We start from the raw sequence: 21,939 nt of genomic DNA, 5'->3' as shown, positions 1-21,939 counted from the left end.
TAAATGGTCAGTATGCACAGAACAGCAATTGATTTTATACAGCGTTTTACCGGAAAGAATTTAAGCAATGAAAATATACTCGAAGAGTTTTCAGAGCAAGTCATATTCTCTAGTTGGTTAAAAAAACAATATCCTAATATGTCACAAGAAATGTATGATGCCATGCTGTTGGTGGCACGACCATATTTTGAGTACAAAGATACGCCAGTATACGTTGTATCATTGGTCGATACACTTTTTATTACGGGGTGTAGTGACTCCAGCATCAGCTTTATCCGACCTAGTCGTTTAGGCACTCAAAAACAAATGATACTTGATGTACCACATGCCGGAACCTTACCACCTTCTTGTGTTGATGGACTATTATCTGATGAAGTAATTGCTGATCAATCCGTATGCTCTAGTAATCCTTACACAATTTGGAATCAAGCAGATGTTGGGCTTTTGGAAGTATCTGGAAGTATTTGGCAAAATAATCAAAATTTTGTCTGTGGTTCGGCAGTATTGACAAATTTGATTATTAGCAATGGCAATCGCGCCCCAGCAAAAGAAGGTCGAACTAATCAGGTCTACAATACACACACTTATCGTGGGACCCCTCTATACAAAGATATTTCTCAGCCTACTGAAGAAACAAAACTAGGGTTAAAAAAGAATCATGATTTGAGTATTGCTGTAGCTGGAGCATGTCGTGCTGCTGCGTATATGACAAGTCCGAATTATCCTATTATCTGTTTAGAACCACATAGTTATTCAGCATTTTCCCATGAAATACTCGATGCGTTATTTTCACCAAAACTAGATGGTATGAACTTAACTAAATTTGCACCGCACAATGGTGGTACAGAGACCAAAGCACTACTAGATTATCTACGCAATACCTATGATTTGAAATCGTATCAAGAGTTAGTTAGACCATTGGTGTCAGTCCTAGATGTCTCAAATCCTGACGAGCCGGATAAATATAGTACTGTTAATCAATCTCAAATGGAAGCTTTTGTCAATCCCTTTATAACCATGATACAGGAGGCTTCTAACAGACTACCCATTAATATTGATAATTGGGAGAAATCGCGTCCTGATGTTTATGGTGCTACCAATACCATGCTGAAAAGGTTAGAAGAAGTAATAAAAAAAGCCAATTATTATCTTGATATTAATGATGACAACTTAATATCAAAAACCATAAATACAGTGACAATTGAATATAATAGGGGACTTGTAACATCCAACGAAACTTCTAACATCCAAACCAGTGAACAAGATTTTTACGAGCGTTGTCAATTGGTCGGTGCAGCATTTGTAGCTGGCATCAAGAATATGCAAAATATATGGTAATACTAAATCCGTTTCTCAAACCCATTTTATTTTTTAGAAGAGGCAGGGGGCAGAAGGCAGGAGACAGGAGGATTTTCAAGTTGTAAGCTATGGACTTTAAAAGGGGATTTTTAAGGGCTGAAACCCTATTAAATTCCTTGCTATAGCAATAGACAGGTTAGTTAGGACACATAAATTGTATTTTAAGGCAACAGGCAACAGGCAACAGGCAACAGAAAAATGTCCTAATAGCCTTGGCGACTGCTATATTTAGGTCAAAATTGGGTTTTCAACGTCAGGTGCAAGATGTGAGTATAATAAAAAATGAAGCATTCTATTGTCATAATTTTATACAACAACAAAATGCTTTCTCACAAAGGATTACAGACTGTTCTCAATGGATAACTGATAATTAATTAATTCGGTTTAAAACCTCTCCTTCAAAGGATAAAAAACATTCATATTTTATTTTTTAAAATTCTGATATTGGGGAGAGGTAATTATTCATTATTGAAACCTAAATTTCATCCCATCCTGTTAAACCGGAAGACATGACATAACTGGTAACAGTTGCTTCAAAGAAATTCGCCTTAGTATGTGCCTCTTTTTTAGTATCAGAAAACCTTTCTAAATGGGTGTAAGGACTCTTATTGTATTTAGGTTCAGGATAAAGGGGTTCTAAACCAATAGAGCGTAATCTAATATTAGCCAAATACTTGGTATATTTTTCTGTACTAGACTCAGTAATTCCTAAGATATTATCCCCAACAATATGATTAGTCCAGCGACATTCATAATTAACCGCCATGTCAAACATTTCATAGATTTGTTCAACAGAATGAGGAAAAACTTTTCTCGCTTCTGGGATTAATTTTTGATATAATCTAACGTGACTTAACTCATCACGATTAATCATTTTAAAAATGTCAGCAGACCCTGGCATTAACATCCGAGATGCTAAATTATAGAAGTAAATAAACCCATTATAAAAATAGAGTCCTTCTAACAAAAAATCAGCCATCAACGCAATAAAATAGTTTTCAGCAGTTGCATCATCAATATACTTTTGATACAACTTAGCAATGAATTCACAGCGATCTTTTAAAACTTTATCAGTACGCCAAAAATCATAAACTTGAGTCCTTCTTTCTGGAGGAATAATTGTTTCAATTAGATATTGATAACTTTGGTTGTGCATCCCTTCTTGAGAGATTTGTTCTGCCATACAAAGACTAATTTCTGGGGCAGTAATACTACCTTTTAGGTGAGGAATATTACAAGTTTGAACAGAATCTAAAAAGGTAAGATAGGATAAAATTCCATCATAAGCGTATCTTTCATCATCCGTTAAATTAGCATAATCAGTTACATCTTGAGTAACATCCAATCTTTGAGGAATCCAGAAATTTTCCCTCATTTGTTGATATAAACCCACTGCCCATGTGTAACGAACATCGTTTAATTGCATCAAGTTTGTGGTATTCCCAAACCAGATAGAACGATTTTCAATAGCATCATCTCCTTCTGGATTAAAGATAGGATTGATGGGCATTTCTGTTTGATTCGTGACAATCATTTATAATTTAATAATCAAGGTACATTAACTAATTATAGAAGATTTTTTTCTATCACTCAGTTAATTCAAATTTTTTTTTGTTTCAATGATCACCAATGTTTTTATTTCTTCTATATAGACAAAGCTTTTATGGTAGGTATTCAGAATCAAGAATTTCCTCAATTTTAAAATGACAATTTTTTGGAAAGGTATTTAAACAAAGTCCGGTTTCATCGGCGGCTTGTTTTCGTGCTTCTTGATAACTTTCATCAAAAACTACCTCAAAATATCTTTTTAAACTGGGACTATTTCTAAAGGCTTTTAAGATACGTCTTCTATGTTCTCGGATACTTCTACGCCAACTACCGCTTTGTTTCTGAGGTTGATACTTCCATTTTAGTAAGTGCATTAATAGGACGATTAAGTTGCTTTCTAAAGCATTTTTCTCACTTCTTCCCATATCTTTCATTTCCTCTATTAAATTAGGGATGTCTAAATCTGTCAATCGTCCCTCTCGCAATAATTGTACAGTTTCTTCTAACCATAAATAATAATCTTTATCATATAAGTTCGTTTTCATAATGACCTCTATTTTTATTCGGGGAAATAATCTGGTTTCAAGGTATCTTGTTGGGAAAAAGGAGATTCAATAGGAAATTCATTGATAGATAATCCTGTTTCTGCGGCAGCTAATTCTCTAGCATCTTGATAACATAAGTCAAAGTTATCAGCAAAATAAACTTTTAAACTAGGACTATCTTCAAAACTATCTCTAATTCTTTTTCTATGTTCAATAATAGAACACTTCCAACTTTTTGAGCATTTACTGGGTTGATATTTCCATTTTAATAGGTGCATTAATAGTATCCGAGAGTTACTTTTTACTGCTTTTTTTTGACTAATTCCCATATCTTTTATTTCCTCTATCAAATTAGGAATATCTAAATATGTAAATTTTCCCTCTTGTAATAATTGTACAGTTTCTTCTAACCATAAATAATAATCTTTATCATATAAGTTCGTTTTCATAATGACCTCTGTTTTTGATTAGTATCATCTTAACTCTTTAGACTGATTATAAAATTTTAACATGAAGCACCTCAGTCTAAAATACTAGAGTAGGCAGTGCATCGACTTACTGAGATAAAATTATAGTAAAAAATTATGTCTAATTATATTCGTCTTTATGTTCCTTGTGAAACCTATCTAAAGAGAATTTAGTTGAAGTTATTGAAATAATTACTAACTTTATTTCTTGATTATTATGGTCATAAATAAATTATTATTAAATGTTTTTAAAAACATTTAATATCTGTTGATAGTTTTTTATACTATTCAGGTAAATAATCCATATTTAATACTTTTTCATGAGTAAAAGGACAGTTAATGGGAAAAATTTCTAAGGGTAAACCTGTTTCAATTGATGCTTGTTTTCTTGCTTTTTGATAGCAAGGTTCAAAAACTTCCCCAAAATATCGTTTTAAACTGGGACTATCAGAAAAATCATCTTCTAGTCTGTCCCGATGTTCAAAAATAGTAGATAACCAGCTTTTTGAACGCTTTTCTGGTTGATATTTATATTTTAATAGGTGACAAAGCAGAATTTTTAAGTTACTTTTTACTGCTTTTTTTTGACTAATTCCCATATCAGATATTTCCTCTATTAAATTAGGGATGTCCAAATCTTTTAATTTTCTTTCTTGTAATATTTGGACAGTTTTTTCTAACCAAAGATGGTAGTCGGTATCATATAAATTTTGATTCATTATCCCCTCAAAAATAATAGATATAAAACTACTATTTTAGAGGATATTGTTTAAATTTTCTAGACATACATATATACCTAAAAAAATTCTCAATATCAATTAATTTAAAAATTTAAAAGGTGGACATTTTGCCCACCCTACGGAATTAATTATTAATTAGCACAAGCAGTGCAATTATTATCAGACTCTTTAAAATCGTCTTTTTGTACAGTCCTAACGTAATATATTGCCTTACAACCTTCTTTCCAAGCTAATAGTAACGTCTCAAAAATATCCTTAGCAGTTAAACAACGTTCCGGTTCATCAGCAAAGTAAACACCTTGATTCAAATTAAACAACAATTCCATAGAAATACCTGTATCTATCCATTGTTGAATAGTGGCAACTGCTTTAACCACTTTTTGCTGATCTAAGGTCTTATTTTCGTGATAAAACCAAAAAGATTCTTGAATAAAAGGAGGTGCAATAGGAACAGTTCCTTTTGCCCATTTATCGTAGAAGAAACGACTATAAACAGGAAGAATACTAGCAGTGCAACCCTGTACCAAAGAAGAAGAAGTATTAGGTGCGATCGCAGTTATATGGGAGTTACGAATACCGAATGTTTTAATGTCTTCTGATAACTGAACCCAACGCTCTTTTTTAGCAGCATTTTCAAGGAACCAATCAACAGGTTTTGAGCCTATTAATAACCCTTTACTCCAGTCACTTCCCTCAAAAGCATTATAAGGACTTCTTTCTTTTGCCAACTCCATAGACGTATGGGTACACCAATAACCTACCTCTTCAAATAAGTTACTAATTTCTGTTATATTTTCGTAGGTTAAACCCTTTTTAGCCAACCAGTCAGCTAACCCCATACAACCGACTCCAACAGTACGATATCGATCATTATGTGCTTTTGCATCGCCAAAGGGAGGGTTAGTAATATCGATGGTATTATCGAGAATACGAACCGAAATATTACAGAGATAATCGAGTTCTTCTTCCTCAATATTTGCTAAATTTAAACTAACTAAATTACAACAATGTGCTTCTTGTCCTGGAGTAACATTTGAGAAGCTCTCTGTGCATAAATTTACACCCGGAATATAGCCAACGTGCTTATTAGGATTAGCCCTATTAATGGTATCTTTAAAAGCTAAATAAGGCATCCCCGTTTCCACCTGTGATCGCATCATTGTTTTAAACAATTCACGAGCATTAACACGCTTATAGAGAGTAATTTCTCTATCTAATCGGCCCTCGATTAAACGATAAGCTTCCTCAAACTTTTCCCCCCATAATTCGGCTAACTCAATACCAAACTTTTCCTTAACTTCATAAGGATCAACTAACGTCCATTCCTGCTTATTTTCCACCCGACGCATAAATTCATCGGTCAAAATTAACTGAGGAAAAACATCATAAGCTTTCCGTCTTTGATCGCCATTTTCTGTCTGTATTTCCAAAAATTCTGGTACATCTAAATGCCAAATATCCAAGCCAACCGTAACGGCCCCGGCCCGTCTTCCTCCTTGGTTAACAGCGATCGCAGTATCATTTAATAATTTAATCCAAGGAATAACGCCCCCAGAAGCGTTATTTTTGCCCATCACCCAGCTACCAGTGGCCCGAATACGACTGACATTGACCCCAACACCACCGCCATTTTTGGAGATCCTCGCCGTGTTAGTAATCTCCTCAAAAATGCTCTCCAGGTTGTCATCGATGGACAAAATAAAACAACTGGTCAAAGATCCCCCCGGAACCCGTAAATTAGCTAAAATAGGGGTTGCCAGAGACACTTTGCGCTTGGCTATGGCTTCATAAAATCGTTTTGCCCAAGGTAATCTATTTTCGGGACTTTCTACCGTTGCCAAAAGTAAAGCACAGGTTAAAAACGCTTCTTGGGGAAGTTCATCTTCCAAAAGGTAACGACTGGTTAACAAAACCGCCCCAGCATAGTCATAGTCAGTATCCCAGTCTGAATTAATCCATGTTCCGGCTTCTCGTAATTCTGCTGTAGAATAGGTTAAGAGACGATTATCGTATTGTTTGCATTCTACTTTAGTCCTGGCTGTAATTTCATAGCTGCCATACTGATAACCACGATTGACTAGGGTATCTTTCCAGAGACTCCAGATATGAAGTCTTCCTGCAACATAACGCCAGTCTGGTTCGTCTGGACTACACATTTCCAAAGCACAGTTAATTAGGTTATCCTGGATCTCTCTGGTGGTAATGCCGTCCCGGAGACGAGTTGTTAACCCTGCTTCTAGGGCAATATTATTTACTTCTTGTCCAGCACAAGCCCATTCTACCACTGCCCGAATCTTGGCTATATTTAACGCAGTCCAAGATCCGTCCCGTCGTCTCACTCTAATTTTACCGTCTCCTAGGTGTGAATGGTAGATAGAAGAGGTTTGAGTGTCGTTATTAAAGGTTTGTTGAGGGGAAGTTAAGACGGTGGGTTGCATCATTTATACTATTAGGACGAATGAAAAATAATAATTTTGTACTTAATTTTTTCCAGGCAATTTATGTCAACTTGATAAGGACACTTTTTGGTTATACCACAGATATGGTGTTCTGTCTCCAAGAATATTAGCTCAATTACTCTATATGTAGATAGCGCGGATTTTTACCTTAGCTTGTTTTGTACCTCATAATTGTGATCTCTACTACAATTAATGGAGAGTTAAGTATTATACGAGGGAATTAATACTATTAAAGCCAAGCATTTAAGCAAGTTTTTTAAACTATTTTTCAAGAAAAAATGTGAACACTATTGTTGTTCACATTAATTGATTACTGATTTAAGTGTTAAATATGTGTACTATTTGCTACTCTATTGAATCACTTTAATGATTTCAATCATACTTTGTGTCAGAACAATAATCAAAACACATACTGCCAGAATAACATAGACGGTCTGCCCTCCATTTTTATCTACGTTTTCAAGAATTTTTGTTACTATTTCTTCCATTTAAACCTCCATGTCTACTAATGTATAATGCTACTTTTTCCTTATACCACATATATAGTGTTCTGTCTTGAACAATATTGGCTCAATTACTCTATATGTAGATCTCGCGGATTTTTACTTTAGCTTGTTTTCCTCCCGATGATTGTGATCTCTACTATAATTATCAGTTACAAGAAAATGAAGAGAAGGGTTTAACAGTGTTAAACCCCTACAAGAATCTATTAGTAGCGAAATAACACTATTATGTCCTGATATATTATCGCTTCTTACATATCATTATTGAGTGATATATTTTCAAATAAAAAATGTGAACATTATTATTGTTCACATTACTTACAATTTAAGTATTAAGCTTTTGGGAATTAACTGTTTTGAGGTTGAACTAAATTATCTAACCCATCGATCACTTCTGCTGAAACAATTTGATCTTTTTTGGTCAACTCTGCTAATGTTTCTTTCCCATTAACTAGATAGCCAAAAACAGAATAACGGCCATCCATTACGTTAAACCCAGGAGGAGTTAATTCACTGTCAAATTTAAAAAAGAAAAATTGTGATGATCCACCGTTAGGATCTAAACTAGGACGAGCTAAAGCAACAGCCCCATAAGAATTAAAGGGAAGAACTAAGTCTGGTAAATAAATACCTACCTCTTCGAGAGTTGCACCATAAATTGGTGTTTCCTCGCCTTTAACTAAAATTTCCATGGGAATAGCACGATATTCTCCTGTTTCTGGGTCAATAAACCCTTCTTCTGTCCCTTTAGGATCACCTGTTTGGATGGCAAAACCATCTTCTGAGTCAAGAAAAGGTAAACCATCGTAGAAACCTCGTTGCACCAGATCAACAAAGTTTCCTCCATTAATAGGGGCGTTGTAACCATCAACCACAATGGTAAGGTCCCCTTTGGTCGTTTCTAGTTTAACCGTAGCCCGTCCTTTTAACTGAGGCAAGTTGGCGTATTCTGTGGGGACATCAAAAGGGAAACCTTCCACCATTAAGGCTTCAATCTCACCAATATTATCGAGAATAGCTCTTCTTGTTAGCCATACCTGTTCTCTATCCTTATTTTTTACTGCTTCTTGCAGTTCGCTGACCCCTGTTTTAACATTTTCTAACAGCATTTCTGCTTGGGGTTGGCGATCGCTAGGAACCCCCTCGATAATTTTATCGCTGCGTATGGCGAGTACAAAGGAAGCGGTTTTAGCATCTTTAGCGATGGGAGGCCAACGTTTTCCCCTCAGATGATTGGAAATATCTTCGATCGCATCTTGAACTTTGCGAATCGGTTCGTTATCAATAGGTAAAGCGTACCTTAAAATAGCTTCGGGGTTAGTAATGGCGTTTCCTTGAGCAAGCGCGCCAATTAACATGGAATTTGTGCCAAACTGATTCCAGGTTGCCCCAGATAAACTAATAGATAGGGTCACTACCATCATAGCGACTATAGTTTTTTTGCACCAATGTTCCCAATTAGATAGGATATTAAACCAAAAACTTTGTTTTAATTTCATCAATTTTTAAGGATTACCATGAATGAGCATTTTCATTGTTTTTATTTACCACAATTTGGGGTCTAATTGATACCCTCTCTTGTATGAAGTCTTGAGGAGAATTATTATTTATGTTTACAATAAAAGTATATTTATTCATTTTCTAGGGATTTTAACAATGGTAAGAGGTCTTTTTTGGTTATCATTATTACTGGTCTTTTTTCTTTTAGCTTGGGGTGGTTGGAATGAATATCAAAAGTTAGAAGCTTATCGGGTATGGGCGGAAGATTTTGATCAGGCTAAATATGATATTTATGCCATCATTGGTGTTAAAGACAAAGAAATTACTTGGGGAAAACCTGGCCGTTCTATTCCTGACACTTTACCTAAATTTTTGTTAAATGATGTTAATAAAATAGAATTATTAGTTAATGATAAATCTGTTGATTTAGCTAATTTACCCAAAAAGGGAAAACCTGTAATTCAGTTTAGTTTTATCGAGGAAAATAAATCGGTGGTTAAAATTCCCTTTACTGAGATTGATTTAGCAGCTAAATGGTTAACTTATTTAGATAATCTTAGAAAAAATAGTTGATCGTTTCATAATTTTTATGATTTTATCAACTTACAATTAGTTTAATTTTTACAATCTCTCTCGTCTTAAGGCATTTACTAATCCTTGTCTAAAAATAAGAGATCATTGTTATTTATTAATTGTTAATTGTACATTGTTAAAGATTAATGTACAGCAACCTTCAGTACAGTTAGGACATTTTTTCAACATCACCCTGCCTCCTGCCTCTTCTTAACTATAACATTTATTTTTGTCCAGGTACTTAAAATAGTTCAGAATATTCTTGCCAAATTTTAGTTATAAATTGATGTAACTTTTCCCTAGCAATGGGATTATTATTAACGGGATAATCTGGACTACTTAGCTGACTTAATAAAGGAATTACTTCTGTATCTAATGCTGGTTGAAATAGGTTTATCGGATATAATAAATCAGAAGTGGAACGTACATCTACCAATAATTTTGGGGTTAATAATTGTGCATAAATCTCGTTTTCTTCAGCCATATCAACTAAACATAATGGACGAACCCAACACAATTGACGAGATTCAACTACTTGAATAACCTCACAATAAAGACGATGGAAGTTATCAGTTAAATAAACAATTTGTTGAGCAGTAAAAACGTAATTTTCATCCATTATTATTCTTGAATAATCTACTTTTATTGATTAATTACGCTCTCAGATTCAAGCATTTCACGGAAACGAATCTCATCACGGTGAGGATCAGCGCGACTGACTTGTACATTGAGGCGATCGCCTAAAGATACAGAACGCTCAAAACGATGGGGTAATTCTAACCCTAATTCTTCCAAAAGGATCACTCCTAACCCTTCATCTTCGCGTAACCAGCGTAATACCAACCCTTGCCAAACCTCATTAGCGTTACGGCGTAAAAATTCTAAACCCCAATAACGGTTTGTTTGTCGCTCAACTAAAGACGCTTCTTGAGCAGAAAGAGTCACACTATATAAAATTTGCTGCATTACATCCAAAGGAAAAGGTAACTCATCCCCCCTCAGATGGGCTTTAATTTGAAAATGGGTCAATAAATCTGTATAACGACGAATAGGAGACGTTACTTGGGTATAACTATCTAATCCTAAACTAGCGTGACGACTGGGGAGGGTTCCCATTTCGCCGCGAGGCATACAACGGCGCAAAGCACAAGCTCTAACTGGGCCAGGAGGCAATAATAATAACTCTTCTTCTGGGGGTAACTCCGGTTGAGGTTGTCCTCGAAAGGGAACGGGGATACCATTTTCTCCACAATAACTCCCTGCCACTTCTCCGGCTAAAATCATCATTTCTGCCACTAATTGACGGGAAATGGAGGTTTCTAACAATTCAATGACAATTTCTTCGTCCGACTTCACCTTAATAATAGCTTCTGGCATTTTGATGGTGATGGAACCTTGAGACTGTCGCCACTGGTGTCGTTTTTTGGCCGCCTCTGCTAATACCGCTAACTCTGCTTCGGCGGTAATACCTAACTGTAACATCTCATCCACATCGTGGTAGGTGAGGCGATAGGTTGGTTTAATGAGACTGGCATGGATAGAATAGTCTACAACAGCCCCCTCATTATCTAAAATAACCCCAAAACTCAAAGCAGCGCAGAGTTTACCTTGACGTAAACTCATGGGTCCTGTGGCTAACTCCATAGGAAACATGGAGATCATGCCTGTGGGCAAATATAGGGTTGTACTACGTTTTCTTGCTTCTAAGTCTAATTCATCCCCTGGAGTCACTAAACGGGTGGGATCAGCGATATGTATCCATAATTTGACTTGATCATTCTCTAGATACTCAACACTCAAACCGTCGTCAATTTCTTCTGTGCTTTCATCGTCAATGGTATAGACTTTTAGATGGGTCAAGTCTAAGCGATCGCTATCAGCATCGGGGGGCAAATTTTGTAAGTAAGAAGAGGCCACATCTAATACCTTTTGAGGAAAATTGACCGGATAAGAGCTTCGCTTTAAGAATAGGTTTTCATTGGGACTCCACCATTTTAAAGCCACCAGTAGGTCAAAAGCTGCATCAGGGGTTGTTGCCTGTTCCAGTTCTTTGAGTAAGTCTTGAGCATTACGATGACTTTGCTCTGGTTGTAAGACAAATTTTTCTAATAATTCTAACCGAGTGCGATCGCTCTGAGTCCATTCTACCGCTTCCCCGGCCATCCCTTGTTTAATATGTTCAAGAAAGAGTTCTTTTTCTTGTTGACGTTGTTGTTGAACTTGTAATTGATGTTGAATTTCCTCGACTTGGCTGGGGGAACGAGGTTCATAGTTATCCCCTTTTTTCTTAAAATATATTTTATCTTCAGATAGGAGGCGATGTGCCGCATAACAGAACTGTGGCGTTTGTTCAGAGTAGAGAAAGCTGGCCAAGTCTGCTGCTGTCACCCCTTCTCCATCTTCTACTAATAATTCCCAAGCTACTTCTAAATTAGAGGGATCAAGGTAAGGTTGAATCTCTTGGAGAAATTGAGGTATATCATCGCTATTGTAGGGACCCCCTGGCACTTCATAGTCCACTCGTTGGGGTCGCAGTTTGTGGGAATGACCTTGACCGTCAATAACCATCCAATCTTTTTTTCCCTCTGGACGATCAACTACCGCCAGACGATATTCCCCATTGACTCTAAATTCAACTAATTTACCTTTTTCCACCCGTTTTTTGCCTTACTTGTTAAAATTTTCCCTAACTATTGTTATAGTAACCTTTTTTAGATCAGCTTTCGGGGCTTATATTGGGACTTTGGGGGTTAAGAGACAATACTGACCCCAAATACCCAACATTAGAATCATGGTTAAGCTTCTTTATTTACAAAGGGCAATAGAGCTAAGAACCTAGCCCGTTTTACCGCAGTGGTCAAGGCCCGTTGTTGTTTTGCTGTTAACCCTGTGATACGTCTTGGTAAAATTTTACCCCGTTCGGTGATAAATTTCCTCAGCAATTCTGTATCTTTGTAGTTGATGGGTTGCTTAGGAGGAATGGGAGATAAACGTTTCCGATAGTAACTCATACTTGACTTTTTCCTTATTTTGTGGTAAGCAATTATTTAATTTCTTTGTGGACCGTGTGAGCATTACAGTGGGTACAGAACTTTTTGAGTTCTACTCTTCCTGTGGTATTACGACGGTTTTTCGTGGTGGTATAGCGACTAACCCCCCGGGATCTTTTATTGGCGTTTGTCCGACATTCTGTACATTCTAGGGTAATAATTAGTCGAACCCCTTTTTTACTGGCCATAATTTAATTTAGCAATTTACTCGATTAATTTAGATTTACACACAAACAGCTATTATCTCATATTTTCAATCAAGTTGCAAGTTAAGTGAAGTAGGGTTGAATGAAGTCAGAAGTCAGAAGTTTAATTTATAGTTGACGATTCTAACAAGCAACTGAACTTAAGTGGATGTTTTATAAAATTTTGGTCTGCATTCATCCCCATCTAAAATATGAGTATTTTTGAGAGAATTTATAGATGAGGATTTCTGCCGACATTTTGTTAATTAAAATTCAACTTTTTTTAAGTATCATGAACAACTAATATGATGAAAATTTTTATCAAAAAATAAGGTGCATTAACAAAAATACTGTTAAATATCTTGTTAATACACCATCAATAATTGAGTTAAGTTTATTGGGAAATAAACAAAAAATATCTCTTAACTTTTACGCAAAACAGTAAACCATAAACCGGCCACTCCAGCAGTAATTAATAAACTATGAAGAGGAGACATAGGAGTAGAACTATAATGTAAGTCTTGTTTGAATTCATAACTAATATTTTCATAATCTACCCCATCTTCAGTCACAGGAACAATAATAACTTCTCCGTGACCTTCATCGATAATTTGTACTTCCCAGTCTCCAGGAATAGAACTATCAGGAAGAAAAGAAAAACGCCCTTCTTCATCAGTTCTAGACTCTAACCAAGGTTCATCAAAATTATTCGGTGCATAGACATAAACTTCAGCATTTTCAGCTACTTCATCGGTACTATAAGTAGTTTGAAATTCTAATTTATCATTCAATAAATAGTTAGTAAACATAGTATGAGCTAAACTTTGGGAGGGTATTCCCAGGACACCAAATAAGACCGGTAAAGCAAAAATTAGTTTTTTCATCTGACTAAGACTCCTCAGAACGATTAAAATAAAGTTAGACTCAATTATAGCAATTCTCAAACATGATTTAAGTAAGCCATTCTCATTCATTAGTTAAATGAGATAACATAACGAATAATCAGAGAAAATCCCTGATTATCTTATGAGACAAAATTAAGGTATGATTATCAATTAAACCGTTTAAATTGTTGGTTTAGCTTTCCTTTTTAAGCATTATCGGTCACTCATAACTGATGACTGTTCACTATTCACTAAGTATAGGTTTCAATATTCAATGAAAGCCATGATGGTAGTGGGAACCACTTCCCACGCCGGAAAATCCTTTATTACCACGGCAATATGTCGTATTTTAGCCCGTCGGGGTTGGCACGTTACCCCCTTCAAAGGGCAAAATATGGCACTCAATGCTTATGTTACCACTACTGGTGGAGAAATTGGTCATGCTCAAGCGGTACAAGCTTGGGCCGCAGGAATCAATCCCAGAGTGGAAATGAACCCTATTCTCCTCAAACCCCAAGGAAATATGACCTCACAAGTTATTTTAGGGGGAAAAGCAGCCGGAGTTACCACAGCAGTTAATTATTACGAACAGTATTTTGAAAAGGGTTGGAATGCGATTACTCAATCTTTAGAACGTTTGGCAACAGAATATGATTTTGTAGTTTGTGAAGGTGCAGGAAGTCCGGCAGAAATTAATCTCAAACATCGAGATTTAACTAATATGAGAGTTGCTAAATATCTTAACGCACCTACTGTATTAGTTGTGGATATTGATCGCGGAGGGTCTTTTGCTCATGTAGTGGGTACTTTACAATTATTAGATGAGTCGGAACGAGCTTTAATTAAAGGGATTATTATTAATAAGTTTCGAGGACATCGATCGCTTTTAGATTCGGGAATTGAATGGTTAGAAGATTATACAGGAATTCCTGTTTTGGGGGTGATTCCTTGGCGTGATATTTCCTTTTCTGCGGAGGATTCTTTGGATTTATTAGAAAGACCGAGGAGAGGAGAACAAGAGATTAATATAACAGTTTTACGATTACCCCATATCGCTAATTTTACCGATTTTGAACCTTTGGATGCTGAAAAGACTGTCTCTGTAACCTATTTAGATTTAAAGGATAATTTAGGTTATCCTGATGCAGTTATTATTCCAGGGTCCAAAACTACCATTAATGATTTAATTGCTTTGCATGGTACTGCTATGGTTAAAAAATTACAAGATTACGTAGCAGCAGGAGGGATTATTTTTGGTATTTGTGGGGGATTCCAAATGTTAGGAAAAATGGTGTTTGATCCCGACCAATTAGAAGGTAATCATGCCTCTTATACTGGACTAAGCTTTTTACCAATTGAAACAGTTATAACCTCGGAAAAAATTGTCCGTCAACGTCAAACTTCTTCTGTTTATCCTTATCCTGGATTTCCCATCACAGGGTACGAAATTCATCAAGGAATTACTCGTTTATCTAAGAATAAAACTGAACATAAGAACCCGAATATTCATACTTTATTTGAAGATATTAGTTTGGGAATTGTTAATGATAATCAATCAGTTTGGGGGTGTTATTTACATGGTATTTTTGATAATGGTGCTTGGCGAAGAACTTGGTTAAATTATCTCAGAAATCGTCGAGGTTTGTCTTCTCTACCCACAGGAATTGCTAATTACAGAGAACAACGAGAGATTATTTTAGATAAATTAGCTGATCTTGTCGATGAATTTGTTGATTTAAGTCCATTATTAACTAACTAATTATTTGAGGAAGATTTTATGATGGTTACAGTGCGATTTTTACCCGATGATATTACCATAGAAGCCCAAGCAGGAGAACCCATGTTAGAAGTGGCGAAACGAGCAGGAATAACCATTCCTACAGGCTGTTTAATGGGTTCTTGTCATGCGTGCGAGGTAGAGTTGGAAGACGGAACCCCTATTTGTGCTTGTATTAGTGCCATTCCTAGAGGTAGCGACTCGGTAACTATTAGTCTATACAGTGACTTGGGTTGGTAAATTATTCAAATAGTGTGGGGAGTTTGGGAAGTTTGGGGGGTGTGGGGAGTGTGGGGAGTGTGGGGGGTGTGGGAAGAACTAAGATATTGCCATATATCTTTCATTCCGAGGTACTCCGAACCTCCATAACGCCTTAATAACAATGCGTGACGATATTCAGAAATTTTTTTTGTCAATCCTTCACAATAAAACTTTACATTTTCGTAATATTTTGTTACATTATAAATGTAGTAACTCATTACATAGACTTTAATGATTCCTATTCCACAGCCCCTTAAAAGCAAATCCGCAGTTTCCGACCTCAAACAACGTCTTGACTGGGGTGAACCTGCCTTAACCATCATTGATGTCAGAGATAGATCAGCTTTCAACAACACTCATATTACTGGAGCTACTTCTTTCCCTATGGATGAGTTAGTTAACAGAGCTTTAAGTAACTTTGAACTCGACCGTGATATTTATGTCTATGGCGCAACAGAAAAACAAACTGTTTTAGCCGTAAATAGACTACGTGGTGCTGGTTACGAAAACGTAGCCGAGTTAGTTGGTGGTTTAAATGCTTGGAAAGCTGCCGGTTATCCCGTCGAAGGATAATCGACAACCGTTACATTAATTTTGTTAGTCATTACAGCATAACCTACTCTAGATAATTTGTCTGGGGTAGGTTATTATTTCGCGAACTGATTCTTTGAGCAGTGCGTAAAATTTGCCCGGCCAAAATAGCTGCCCCAAAACCATTATCAATGTTGACCACACCGATACCAGTTGCACAGGAATTTAACATGGTTAATAAAGGGGCAACTCCGCCGAAACTGGTGCCATAACCTATACTTGTAGGGACTCCAATCACGGGACAATCTACCATACCAGCCACTACACTAGGTAAAGCCCCTTCCATTCCTGCTACTACAATAATGACATCGGCTTGATTTAATAATTCTCGGTGACTCAATAAGCGATGAATACCCGCAACCCCCACATCCCAGAGTTTTTGGGTTTGAAAGCCACATAATTGCGCTGTAATCGCTGCTTCCTCAGCCACGGGTAAATCCGCCGTACCAGCCGTTAGGATAGAAATGATTCCCGAAGCCTGAAACTGTGTTTGGCCTGTTTTCAGGGCGCAAATACGGGCAGTGGGATAATAAATGAGAGAGGGTATCTCCGCTTCTAGTTGTTCTGCGATCGCTGCTTCGATGCGAGTGGCCATCACCACAGGAGAATGGCGGGCCATGGTGTTCATAATTTGTATAATTTGTTCTGGGGTTTTTCCTGGTCCCCAAATGACTTCAGGAAACCCCGTTCTGAGGTGACGATGATGGTCAATTTTAGCAAAGTCGGCCACTGGTTCAAAATTAAGGTTTTTCAGTTGTTCCAGGGCAGTTTCGGGGTTTATTTCTCCTCTGGAAATGGCTTTGAGGAGTTCTTGCAGCGCGTCAGGGTTCATGCAAAGGCTATTATTGAGTATCCATTGTTTATTTTAGTTTAGTTGTGTTACCTTAAGTACATCTATGCTAGGGGATTAAAACTATGACAACCCTAAATCCCTCCTCTGATCTTATCTATCTTCCTACTGATTTATGGAGTGATGAACCTCCTTTGGAAAGCGATCTTCATTTACAACAAATTATTCTACTTTTAAACTGTCTAGAAAGTTTTTGGTCAGATAGGAATGATTACTATGCAACTGGTAATCTGAGTATTTATTATAATGCGGAGCAACTGAAAAAAAGAGATTTTTGTGGGCCTGATTTTTTCGTGGTTTTAAATACGGAAAAACGACCTCGTAAAAGTTGGGTTGTTTGGGGAGAAAAGGGACAGTATCCTCATGTTATTGTAGAAATACTGTCAGATTCTACGGCGAAAGTTGACCGAACGAAGAAAAAAGAACTCTATCAGAACATTTTTCGTACTCCTAATTATTTCTGGTTTGATCCTGTTAGTTTAGAGTTTCAAGGTTTTAGGTTATCTGAAGGAATATATCAACCGATTAATCCAGATGAAAATGGATATTTATGGAGCGAACAATTAGAATTATATTTAGGTATTTATGAGAGAAAGTTACGTTATTTTACTCCTGAAGGTGAATTAGTTTTAACTCCTCAAGAATTGGCTGAACAAGAACGCAAATTAAAAGAAAATGCAGAGGGTAAGTTAAAAAGTTTAGAAGATAATCAATTATTGGCTGTTTATCGTCTTCAAGAATTAGGATTAACTTTAGAACAAATAGCAGATGCTTTGAGTTTATCTATTGAACAAGTCAGAAGTATCTTATTACAGTATTCTCCTGACTCAAGCGGTTAACTAGGTTAGGAAACAGCTTAAGATGAGAATCAAGGATTTAACATCTAAATTTTAATGCTGTTCCTGTTTCTAACAATTCCTATCCTAAATATTTCTCATCATCTGAAGTTAAGACTTCAAGACAACGTTCTACTGCAACCTTAACTGATTTACGACTTGTACTTAATTTAACGCCTCCTTTTCCATCAGGAACAATTAATGTATCTTGCCAGCATTTTCCTTGTCTTGAGCAGTCTATTGATTCTGCTAGTTGCTTAACTTTATTCCGATCAAACTCATAAGTTTCCTGATCAAGAGTCTTAAAAAGTAGATCACCTAAAGTTTCTAAACCTAAAAAGCCGTGAGCGAGAGTTAGCCACATCCTTTTAAGGCGTGGCGGTGGAGCGAACGGGGGTTTTAACCCCCTGTATCTAATGGTAAAATGGTTGCTAAGTCCAGTGACACTGTGAACTAACGATTAGAGGTGAGACTCCTGTAATGCCGAAACAACGGATTAAATCGACAGTATGACGGCCGATTTACAAGCAAAGTATTGTTAGGGAGTGCTTCAAAAAAATAATTAAGCTGGCAAATGCACGCCTTTCAACTGAAGATATAGGGTTGCTTTGAGAAGTAAGAAATTAGCCTTCAAAGCGTAAAATCTTCAAGGTTTGACCTAAAAAAGTAAGTCCACAGTTTGATAGTAATTATCGAATCGAGGGATGTAGATGTCTGTTGAAGGGCATTAAGTTAGATGAGAATCTAATAAGTTAACGAATGAAGACGTGGATTTATCCCGTCGTAGCTTAACAGCTAGAATCCAGTTTTTCAAAGCATGGAGACTTCAACAACGCTAATACCTATAGATATGACAACCTTTGAATGGGACGAAGATAAACGACTCAGCAATATTCGTAAACATGGTATCGATTTCCTTGACGTGGAGATCATTTTTGAGCAAGATACAGTTATTTTTGAAGATAATCGCTTTAATTATCATGAACAACGATGGTGTGCGTTAGGATTATTAATAGAAAGAGTTGTAGTAGTGGTTTATACTGAAAATAAAAATACGCTTAGAATTATTTCTATTAGAAAAGCAAATAAAAATGAACAACGAATCTATTTTAAAAAAATCTTTAACTGACTGGGAAAAATTGGACAATATGACTGATGAAGAGATTGATTTCTCAGATTGTCCAGAAATTACGCCTGAAATGTTAAAGTCAGCAACAGTGCGTCGTGGTAAAAAATCCCATCTTCAAACAGAAACAATTACTTTACAAATAGATAGAGATGTTTTGCAGTGGTTGAAAAATAAAGAAGAATCTTATCAAAGCTATATTAATACTTTATTGAGAGCTTGTATGGAAGCTAAACAATAGCAATTTTGATTAATATTAAAAAATCATTGAGTAGGGGTAAACGGCCGTTTACCCCTATCTATAGATTAAAAATTCATTTTCAATTATTATTCTTTATTAAATCGCCTTAACTAGATAAATAGCGTTTCTCGGACTCATGAGGTACACCTAACTCTGAACTCCGAACTCCGAACTCCTAAAACTAGAAAACTGTGTACCTCACAAGTATGGGAACTGCTATATCTGCTATTTTGATAAATAACCTAAAATATCCCATCTAAACCATGAAACGTCGCCACTTCCTTAGTAATACTGCATTAGGTGCAACTACTGCCACTGTTCTTAGTTCCTGTCAAACCCAGTCCACACAAGGAACCGGGACAGGAGATAGCTTACCTACTGTTCGCTGGAAAATGCAAACCAGTTGGCCCAAGTCCCTAGATACCATTTTTGGTGGGGCCCAAACGGTTTGCGATCGCGTTCAAGCTATGAGTGGGGGCAAGTTTACCATCATACCTTATGCTGCCGGGGAGATTGTACCAGGGTTAGAAGTATTAGACGCAGTACAACAGGGAACCGTGCAATGTGGCCACTCTCCTAGTTATTATTATGTGGGGAAAAATCCGGCTTTGGGCTTCGGTACTGCCATGCCTTTTGGTTTAACTGCCCAACAACAAAACGCCTGGTTTTATCATGGTGGTGGCTTAGAAACCATGCACAGAATCTACGCAGATTTTAACATTATTAGCTTTCCGGCAGGGAATACCGGGGCGCAAATGGGAGGATGGTTTAAACGTCAAGTTCAGTCTGTTAATGACCTCAAAGGCTTAAAAATGCGTATTCCTGGACTGGGAGGAGAGGTTATGACCCGGTTAGGGGTAAATGTGCAAGTCTTGCCTGGAGGTGAAGTTTTCTTAGCTTTGGATACCGGTGCGATCGATGCTGCGGAATGGGTTGGCCCTTACGACGATGAAAAATTAGGTTTAAATAAAGCAGCGGACTATTATTATTATCCGGGTTGGTGGGAACCTGGGGCAACTTTAGACTTACAAATTAATCGATCTGCTTGGGATAAATTACCACAAGAATACCAAGCTATGTTGCAAGCAGCAGCGATGGAAGCTAACTTAAATATGTTGAGTCAATACGATGCACAAAATAGGGTTGCCCTGCAATCTTTACTACAAGGAGGAACACAATTAATCCCTTATTCTCAGGAGATTTTAACAGCAGCGCAAACTATTGCTTTTGATTTATACGAAGAAAATGCTAGTAAAGATGCTACGTTTAAAGAAGTATATGAATCCTGGAATAAATTTAGAAAAGAAGTATCAGAATGGAATAAAATAAATGAATTAAGTTACGCAAATTTTGCCTTTAATCAAAAATAACTGATAACTGGTCACTGGTCACTGATAACTAATAACTGACACATGAAACTAATTCTAATTTTACTCCTCAATTTACTTTTTATCTTTATCTCTCCTCAACCTAGTCAAGCAGGGGAAATAACTAATAGATTGAATGCTTATCCTAATTGGAATAGTAAGCTAAATATTACTCAAACTGATGTTGATTTAATCTATCCCGAATGGATGGCAGGAACTTGGAAAGCTACCAGTATATTAAGGGAACAAATAGCCCCTTTAGCACCAAAAGTTGTTACTCCCGGCTTTGAAAAAAACGAAAAATACTTAAATCAACCGTTTACTTTTAAAGTTCGTTTTCAACAGCAAAAACTATCAATTACTAGTATCCTTTCTCTCTCTTCTTTCTCCTCTAATAAAAATTTGATTGTTGCCGATCGCATATTTAACGGGGAAAATATTGCTAAAGCTTATCTAGGAGATGAGCAGGTTCTTTCTGTTAAAATTTCTCCTGATAATCCTAATCGTCAAATAACTTTTTTGGCTGATGATAATCAACTTATTTCTACAATAACAGGTCGTAGTCAAGAAACCCCAAATACTCAAGAATTTCTAACAACTGAAATTACACAACAACTGTTTCAAAGACCAACAAGTATTTATCTTAATGAAGTCGAAACTACAACAGATTATCAATTAATTAATCCTAAAAAAGTAACAGCAAAACAAGTAACCGCTATTTATTTATCTCCCGAAGATCCTGAATATTTTAAAGCTATTAATAGTCCTGTTGCTTTGTATCAATATGAATTGATTTTGGAAAAATGATTTACATATATAGCACTACGCATTTTGCTTAGGACATTGACAAAACCTGAAACCCTTTTCTGACCTACTTTTGACTTTCGCGTAGGGGTATAGCATTAAAAAAATAAAGTTAGGACACATCAATTTTTGTTTTACTCACATCTTGCATTAGAACAAGAATACTTAATAAGTAGAGGCAGAAGGCAGGGGGCAGGAGGCAGGAGGGGAGAAAAAAGTTGAAAAATAAGATTATTTAGCTTTTAAATTGCTCATAATTGGCTATTTAAGATT

General features: G+C 36.4%; 23 protein-coding genes. 10 read left to right on the top strand and 13 right to left on the bottom strand.

Annotation, left to right across the window (positions count from 1 at the left end):
- Positions 1 to 12: 12 nt before the first annotated feature.
- Complete coding sequence (locus QNJ66_RS09135; protein ID WP_300505504.1) at positions 13 to 1,338, top strand: hypothetical protein; 1,326 nt, start codon at positions 13 to 15, stop codon at positions 1,336 to 1,338.
- Between the two features lie 496 nt (positions 1,339 to 1,834).
- Here the strand turns inward: QNJ66_RS09135 and QNJ66_RS09130 are convergent, their stop codons facing one another.
- The 6 genes from QNJ66_RS09130 to QNJ66_RS09105 form a co-directional block, all read right to left on the bottom strand.
- On the bottom strand, positions 1,835 to 2,893 hold the full coding sequence (locus QNJ66_RS09130; protein WP_300505502.1) for a ribonucleotide-diphosphate reductase subunit beta: 1,059 nt from the start codon (positions 2,891 to 2,893) through the stop codon (positions 1,835 to 1,837).
- A 127-nt stretch (positions 2,894 to 3,020) separates the two neighbouring features.
- Positions 3,021 to 3,452 carry a DUF29 domain-containing protein gene (locus tag QNJ66_RS09125; protein ID WP_300505500.1) on the bottom strand — a complete coding sequence of 144 codons (432 nt, stop codon included), beginning with the start codon at positions 3,450 to 3,452 and terminating at the stop codon, positions 3,021 to 3,023.
- Between the two features lie 14 nt (positions 3,453 to 3,466).
- Complete coding sequence (locus QNJ66_RS09120; RefSeq protein WP_300505498.1) at positions 3,467 to 3,901, bottom strand: DUF29 domain-containing protein; 435 nt, start codon at positions 3,899 to 3,901, stop codon at positions 3,467 to 3,469.
- Positions 3,902 to 4,203: 302 nt separating this feature from the next.
- Complete coding sequence (locus QNJ66_RS09115) at positions 4,204 to 4,638, bottom strand: DUF29 domain-containing protein (RefSeq protein ID WP_300505497.1); 435 nt, start codon at positions 4,636 to 4,638, stop codon at positions 4,204 to 4,206.
- A gap of 152 nt (positions 4,639 to 4,790) precedes the next feature.
- On the bottom strand, positions 4,791 to 7,097 hold the full coding sequence (locus tag QNJ66_RS09110; protein WP_300505540.1) for a ribonucleoside-diphosphate reductase subunit alpha: 2,307 nt from the start codon (positions 7,095 to 7,097) through the stop codon (positions 4,791 to 4,793).
- Positions 7,098 to 7,968: 871 nt separating this feature from the next.
- Positions 7,969 to 9,120 carry a peptidylprolyl isomerase gene (locus QNJ66_RS09105; protein WP_300505495.1) on the bottom strand — a complete coding sequence of 384 codons (1,152 nt, stop codon included), beginning with the start codon at positions 9,118 to 9,120 and terminating at the stop codon, positions 7,969 to 7,971.
- 157 nt (positions 9,121 to 9,277) lie between these two features.
- Here QNJ66_RS09105 and QNJ66_RS09100 point away from each other — a divergent pair, with 157 nt between their 5' ends.
- Entirely contained in the window at positions 9,278 to 9,694 is a 417-nt protein-coding gene (locus tag QNJ66_RS09100; protein ID WP_300505493.1) for a hypothetical protein, read from the top strand.
- 241 nt (positions 9,695 to 9,935) lie between these two features.
- On the opposite strand, the gene QNJ66_RS09095 is transcribed toward QNJ66_RS09100, so the two are convergent.
- The 5 genes from QNJ66_RS09095 to QNJ66_RS09075 form a co-directional block, all read right to left on the bottom strand.
- On the bottom strand, positions 9,936 to 10,313 hold the full coding sequence (locus QNJ66_RS09095) for a hypothetical protein (RefSeq protein ID WP_300505491.1): 378 nt from the start codon (positions 10,311 to 10,313) through the stop codon (positions 9,936 to 9,938).
- A gap of 23 nt (positions 10,314 to 10,336) precedes the next feature.
- Complete coding sequence (locus QNJ66_RS09090) at positions 10,337 to 12,349, bottom strand: ribonuclease R family protein (RefSeq protein ID WP_300505490.1); 2,013 nt, start codon at positions 12,347 to 12,349, stop codon at positions 10,337 to 10,339.
- A gap of 140 nt (positions 12,350 to 12,489) precedes the next feature.
- Entirely contained in the window at positions 12,490 to 12,705 is a 216-nt protein-coding gene (gene rpsR, locus QNJ66_RS09085; protein ID WP_007306900.1) for a 30S ribosomal protein S18, read from the bottom strand.
- 32 nt (positions 12,706 to 12,737) lie between these two features.
- On the bottom strand, positions 12,738 to 12,932 hold the full coding sequence (rpmG, locus tag QNJ66_RS09080) for a 50S ribosomal protein L33 (protein WP_300505474.1): 195 nt from the start codon (positions 12,930 to 12,932) through the stop codon (positions 12,738 to 12,740).
- A 419-nt stretch (positions 12,933 to 13,351) separates the two neighbouring features.
- On the bottom strand, positions 13,352 to 13,813 hold the full coding sequence (locus tag QNJ66_RS09075) for a hypothetical protein (protein WP_300505473.1): 462 nt from the start codon (positions 13,811 to 13,813) through the stop codon (positions 13,352 to 13,354).
- Between the two features lie 274 nt (positions 13,814 to 14,087).
- On the opposite strand from QNJ66_RS09075, the gene cobQ reads away from it, so the two are divergent.
- From cobQ to QNJ66_RS09060, 3 genes are all read left to right on the top strand, one after another.
- Entirely contained in the window at positions 14,088 to 15,572 is a 1,485-nt protein-coding gene (gene cobQ / locus QNJ66_RS09070) for a cobyric acid synthase CobQ (protein WP_300505472.1), read from the top strand.
- 18 nt (positions 15,573 to 15,590) lie between these two features.
- On the top strand, positions 15,591 to 15,830 hold the full coding sequence (locus QNJ66_RS09065) for a 2Fe-2S iron-sulfur cluster binding domain-containing protein (protein WP_300505471.1): 240 nt from the start codon (positions 15,591 to 15,593) through the stop codon (positions 15,828 to 15,830).
- A gap of 252 nt (positions 15,831 to 16,082) precedes the next feature.
- The gene (locus QNJ66_RS09060) at positions 16,083 to 16,424 is read left to right on the top strand and encodes a rhodanese-like domain-containing protein (protein ID WP_300505469.1); all 342 of its coding nucleotides are present in this window, start codon (positions 16,083 to 16,085) and stop codon (positions 16,422 to 16,424) included.
- A gap of 43 nt (positions 16,425 to 16,467) precedes the next feature.
- Here the strand turns inward: QNJ66_RS09060 and larB are convergent, their stop codons facing one another.
- Entirely contained in the window at positions 16,468 to 17,274 is an 807-nt protein-coding gene (larB, locus tag QNJ66_RS09055; RefSeq protein WP_300505468.1) for a nickel pincer cofactor biosynthesis protein LarB, read from the bottom strand.
- An 83-nt stretch (positions 17,275 to 17,357) separates the two neighbouring features.
- Here larB and QNJ66_RS09050 point away from each other — a divergent pair, with 83 nt between their 5' ends.
- Positions 17,358 to 18,131 (top strand): Uma2 family endonuclease, encoded by a 774-nt coding sequence (locus tag QNJ66_RS09050; RefSeq protein WP_300505467.1) that lies wholly within the window; start codon positions 17,358 to 17,360, stop codon positions 18,129 to 18,131.
- A 79-nt stretch (positions 18,132 to 18,210) separates the two neighbouring features.
- Here the strand turns inward: QNJ66_RS09050 and QNJ66_RS09045 are convergent, their stop codons facing one another.
- Complete coding sequence (locus QNJ66_RS09045) at positions 18,211 to 18,492, bottom strand: hypothetical protein (protein ID WP_300505466.1); 282 nt, start codon at positions 18,490 to 18,492, stop codon at positions 18,211 to 18,213.
- Positions 18,493 to 18,978: 486 nt separating this feature from the next.
- Between QNJ66_RS09045 and QNJ66_RS09040 the strand changes: the two genes are divergently transcribed.
- The 4 genes from QNJ66_RS09040 to QNJ66_RS09025 all read left to right on the top strand — a co-directional run bounded on the left by QNJ66_RS09040 (position 18,979) and on the right by QNJ66_RS09025 (position 21,669).
- Positions 18,979 to 19,257, top strand: coding sequence for a BrnT family toxin (locus QNJ66_RS09040; protein WP_300505465.1), 279 nt, complete (start codon positions 18,979 to 18,981; stop codon positions 19,255 to 19,257).
- Positions 19,220 to 19,495 carry a BrnA antitoxin family protein gene (locus QNJ66_RS09035; protein ID WP_300505464.1) on the top strand — a complete coding sequence of 92 codons (276 nt, stop codon included), beginning with the start codon at positions 19,220 to 19,222 and terminating at the stop codon, positions 19,493 to 19,495. The genes QNJ66_RS09040 and QNJ66_RS09035 overlap by 38 nt, the downstream gene beginning before the upstream one ends.
- A 263-nt stretch (positions 19,496 to 19,758) precedes the next feature.
- Positions 19,759 to 20,865, top strand: a complete 1,107-nt coding sequence (locus QNJ66_RS09030) for a TRAP transporter substrate-binding protein (protein WP_300505463.1) — start codon at positions 19,759 to 19,761, stop codon at positions 20,863 to 20,865.
- A gap of 42 nt (positions 20,866 to 20,907) precedes the next feature.
- Positions 20,908 to 21,669: a DUF6816 family protein gene (locus tag QNJ66_RS09025; protein WP_300505462.1), complete on the top strand. Its 762-nt coding sequence runs from the start codon at positions 20,908 to 20,910 to the stop codon at positions 21,667 to 21,669.
- The last annotated feature ends 270 nt before the right edge of the window (positions 21,670 to 21,939 follow it).

This window comes from Crocosphaera sp., from assembly GCF_030064895.1.
Taxonomy (GTDB): Bacteria; Cyanobacteriota; Cyanobacteriia; order Cyanobacteriales; family Microcystaceae; genus Crocosphaera.
Note: the sequence above shows the minus strand (reverse complement) of the source record. Positions and strands in the feature narration are given on the sequence as shown.

Excerpts from the sequence above, each read along its gene's own strand:
- QNJ66_RS09135 (WP_300505504.1), top strand. The coding sequence starts at position 13 with ATGCACAGAACAGCAATTGATTTTATACAGCGTTTTACCGGAAAGAAT.
- QNJ66_RS09130 (WP_300505502.1), bottom strand. The coding sequence starts at position 2,893 with ATGATTGTCACGAATCAAACAGAAATGCCCATCAATCCTATCTTTAAT.
- QNJ66_RS09125 (WP_300505500.1), bottom strand. The coding sequence starts at position 3,452 with ATGAAAACGAACTTATATGATAAAGATTATTATTTATGGTTAGAAGAA.
- QNJ66_RS09120 (WP_300505498.1), bottom strand. The coding sequence starts at position 3,901 with ATGAAAACGAACTTATATGATAAAGATTATTATTTATGGTTAGAAGAA.
- QNJ66_RS09115 (WP_300505497.1), bottom strand. The coding sequence starts at position 4,638 with ATGAATCAAAATTTATATGATACCGACTACCATCTTTGGTTAGAAAAA.
- QNJ66_RS09110 (WP_300505540.1), bottom strand. The coding sequence starts at position 7,097 with ATGCAACCCACCGTCTTAACTTCCCCTCAACAAACCTTTAATAACGAC.
- QNJ66_RS09105 (WP_300505495.1), bottom strand. The coding sequence starts at position 9,120 with ATGAAATTAAAACAAAGTTTTTGGTTTAATATCCTATCTAATTGGGAA.
- QNJ66_RS09100 (WP_300505493.1), top strand. The coding sequence starts at position 9,278 with ATGGTAAGAGGTCTTTTTTGGTTATCATTATTACTGGTCTTTTTTCTT.
- QNJ66_RS09095 (WP_300505491.1), bottom strand. The coding sequence starts at position 10,313 with ATGGATGAAAATTACGTTTTTACTGCTCAACAAATTGTTTATTTAACT.
- rpsR (WP_007306900.1), bottom strand. The coding sequence starts at position 12,705 with ATGAGTTACTATCGGAAACGTTTATCTCCCATTCCTCCTAAGCAACCC.
- rpmG (WP_300505474.1), bottom strand. The coding sequence starts at position 12,932 with ATGGCCAGTAAAAAAGGGGTTCGACTAATTATTACCCTAGAATGTACA.
- QNJ66_RS09075 (WP_300505473.1), bottom strand. The coding sequence starts at position 13,813 with ATGAAAAAACTAATTTTTGCTTTACCGGTCTTATTTGGTGTCCTGGGA.
- cobQ (WP_300505472.1), top strand. The coding sequence starts at position 14,088 with ATGAAAGCCATGATGGTAGTGGGAACCACTTCCCACGCCGGAAAATCC.
- QNJ66_RS09065 (WP_300505471.1), top strand. The coding sequence starts at position 15,591 with ATGATGGTTACAGTGCGATTTTTACCCGATGATATTACCATAGAAGCC.
- QNJ66_RS09060 (WP_300505469.1), top strand. The coding sequence starts at position 16,083 with ATGATTCCTATTCCACAGCCCCTTAAAAGCAAATCCGCAGTTTCCGAC.
- larB (WP_300505468.1), bottom strand. The coding sequence starts at position 17,274 with ATGAACCCTGACGCGCTGCAAGAACTCCTCAAAGCCATTTCCAGAGGA.
- QNJ66_RS09050 (WP_300505467.1), top strand. The coding sequence starts at position 17,358 with ATGACAACCCTAAATCCCTCCTCTGATCTTATCTATCTTCCTACTGAT.
- QNJ66_RS09045 (WP_300505466.1), bottom strand. The coding sequence starts at position 18,492 with ATGTGGCTAACTCTCGCTCACGGCTTTTTAGGTTTAGAAACTTTAGGT.
- QNJ66_RS09040 (WP_300505465.1), top strand. The coding sequence starts at position 18,979 with ATGACAACCTTTGAATGGGACGAAGATAAACGACTCAGCAATATTCGT.
- QNJ66_RS09035 (WP_300505464.1), top strand. The coding sequence starts at position 19,220 with ATGAACAACGAATCTATTTTAAAAAAATCTTTAACTGACTGGGAAAAA.
- QNJ66_RS09030 (WP_300505463.1), top strand. The coding sequence starts at position 19,759 with ATGAAACGTCGCCACTTCCTTAGTAATACTGCATTAGGTGCAACTACT.
- QNJ66_RS09025 (WP_300505462.1), top strand. The coding sequence starts at position 20,908 with ATGAAACTAATTCTAATTTTACTCCTCAATTTACTTTTTATCTTTATC.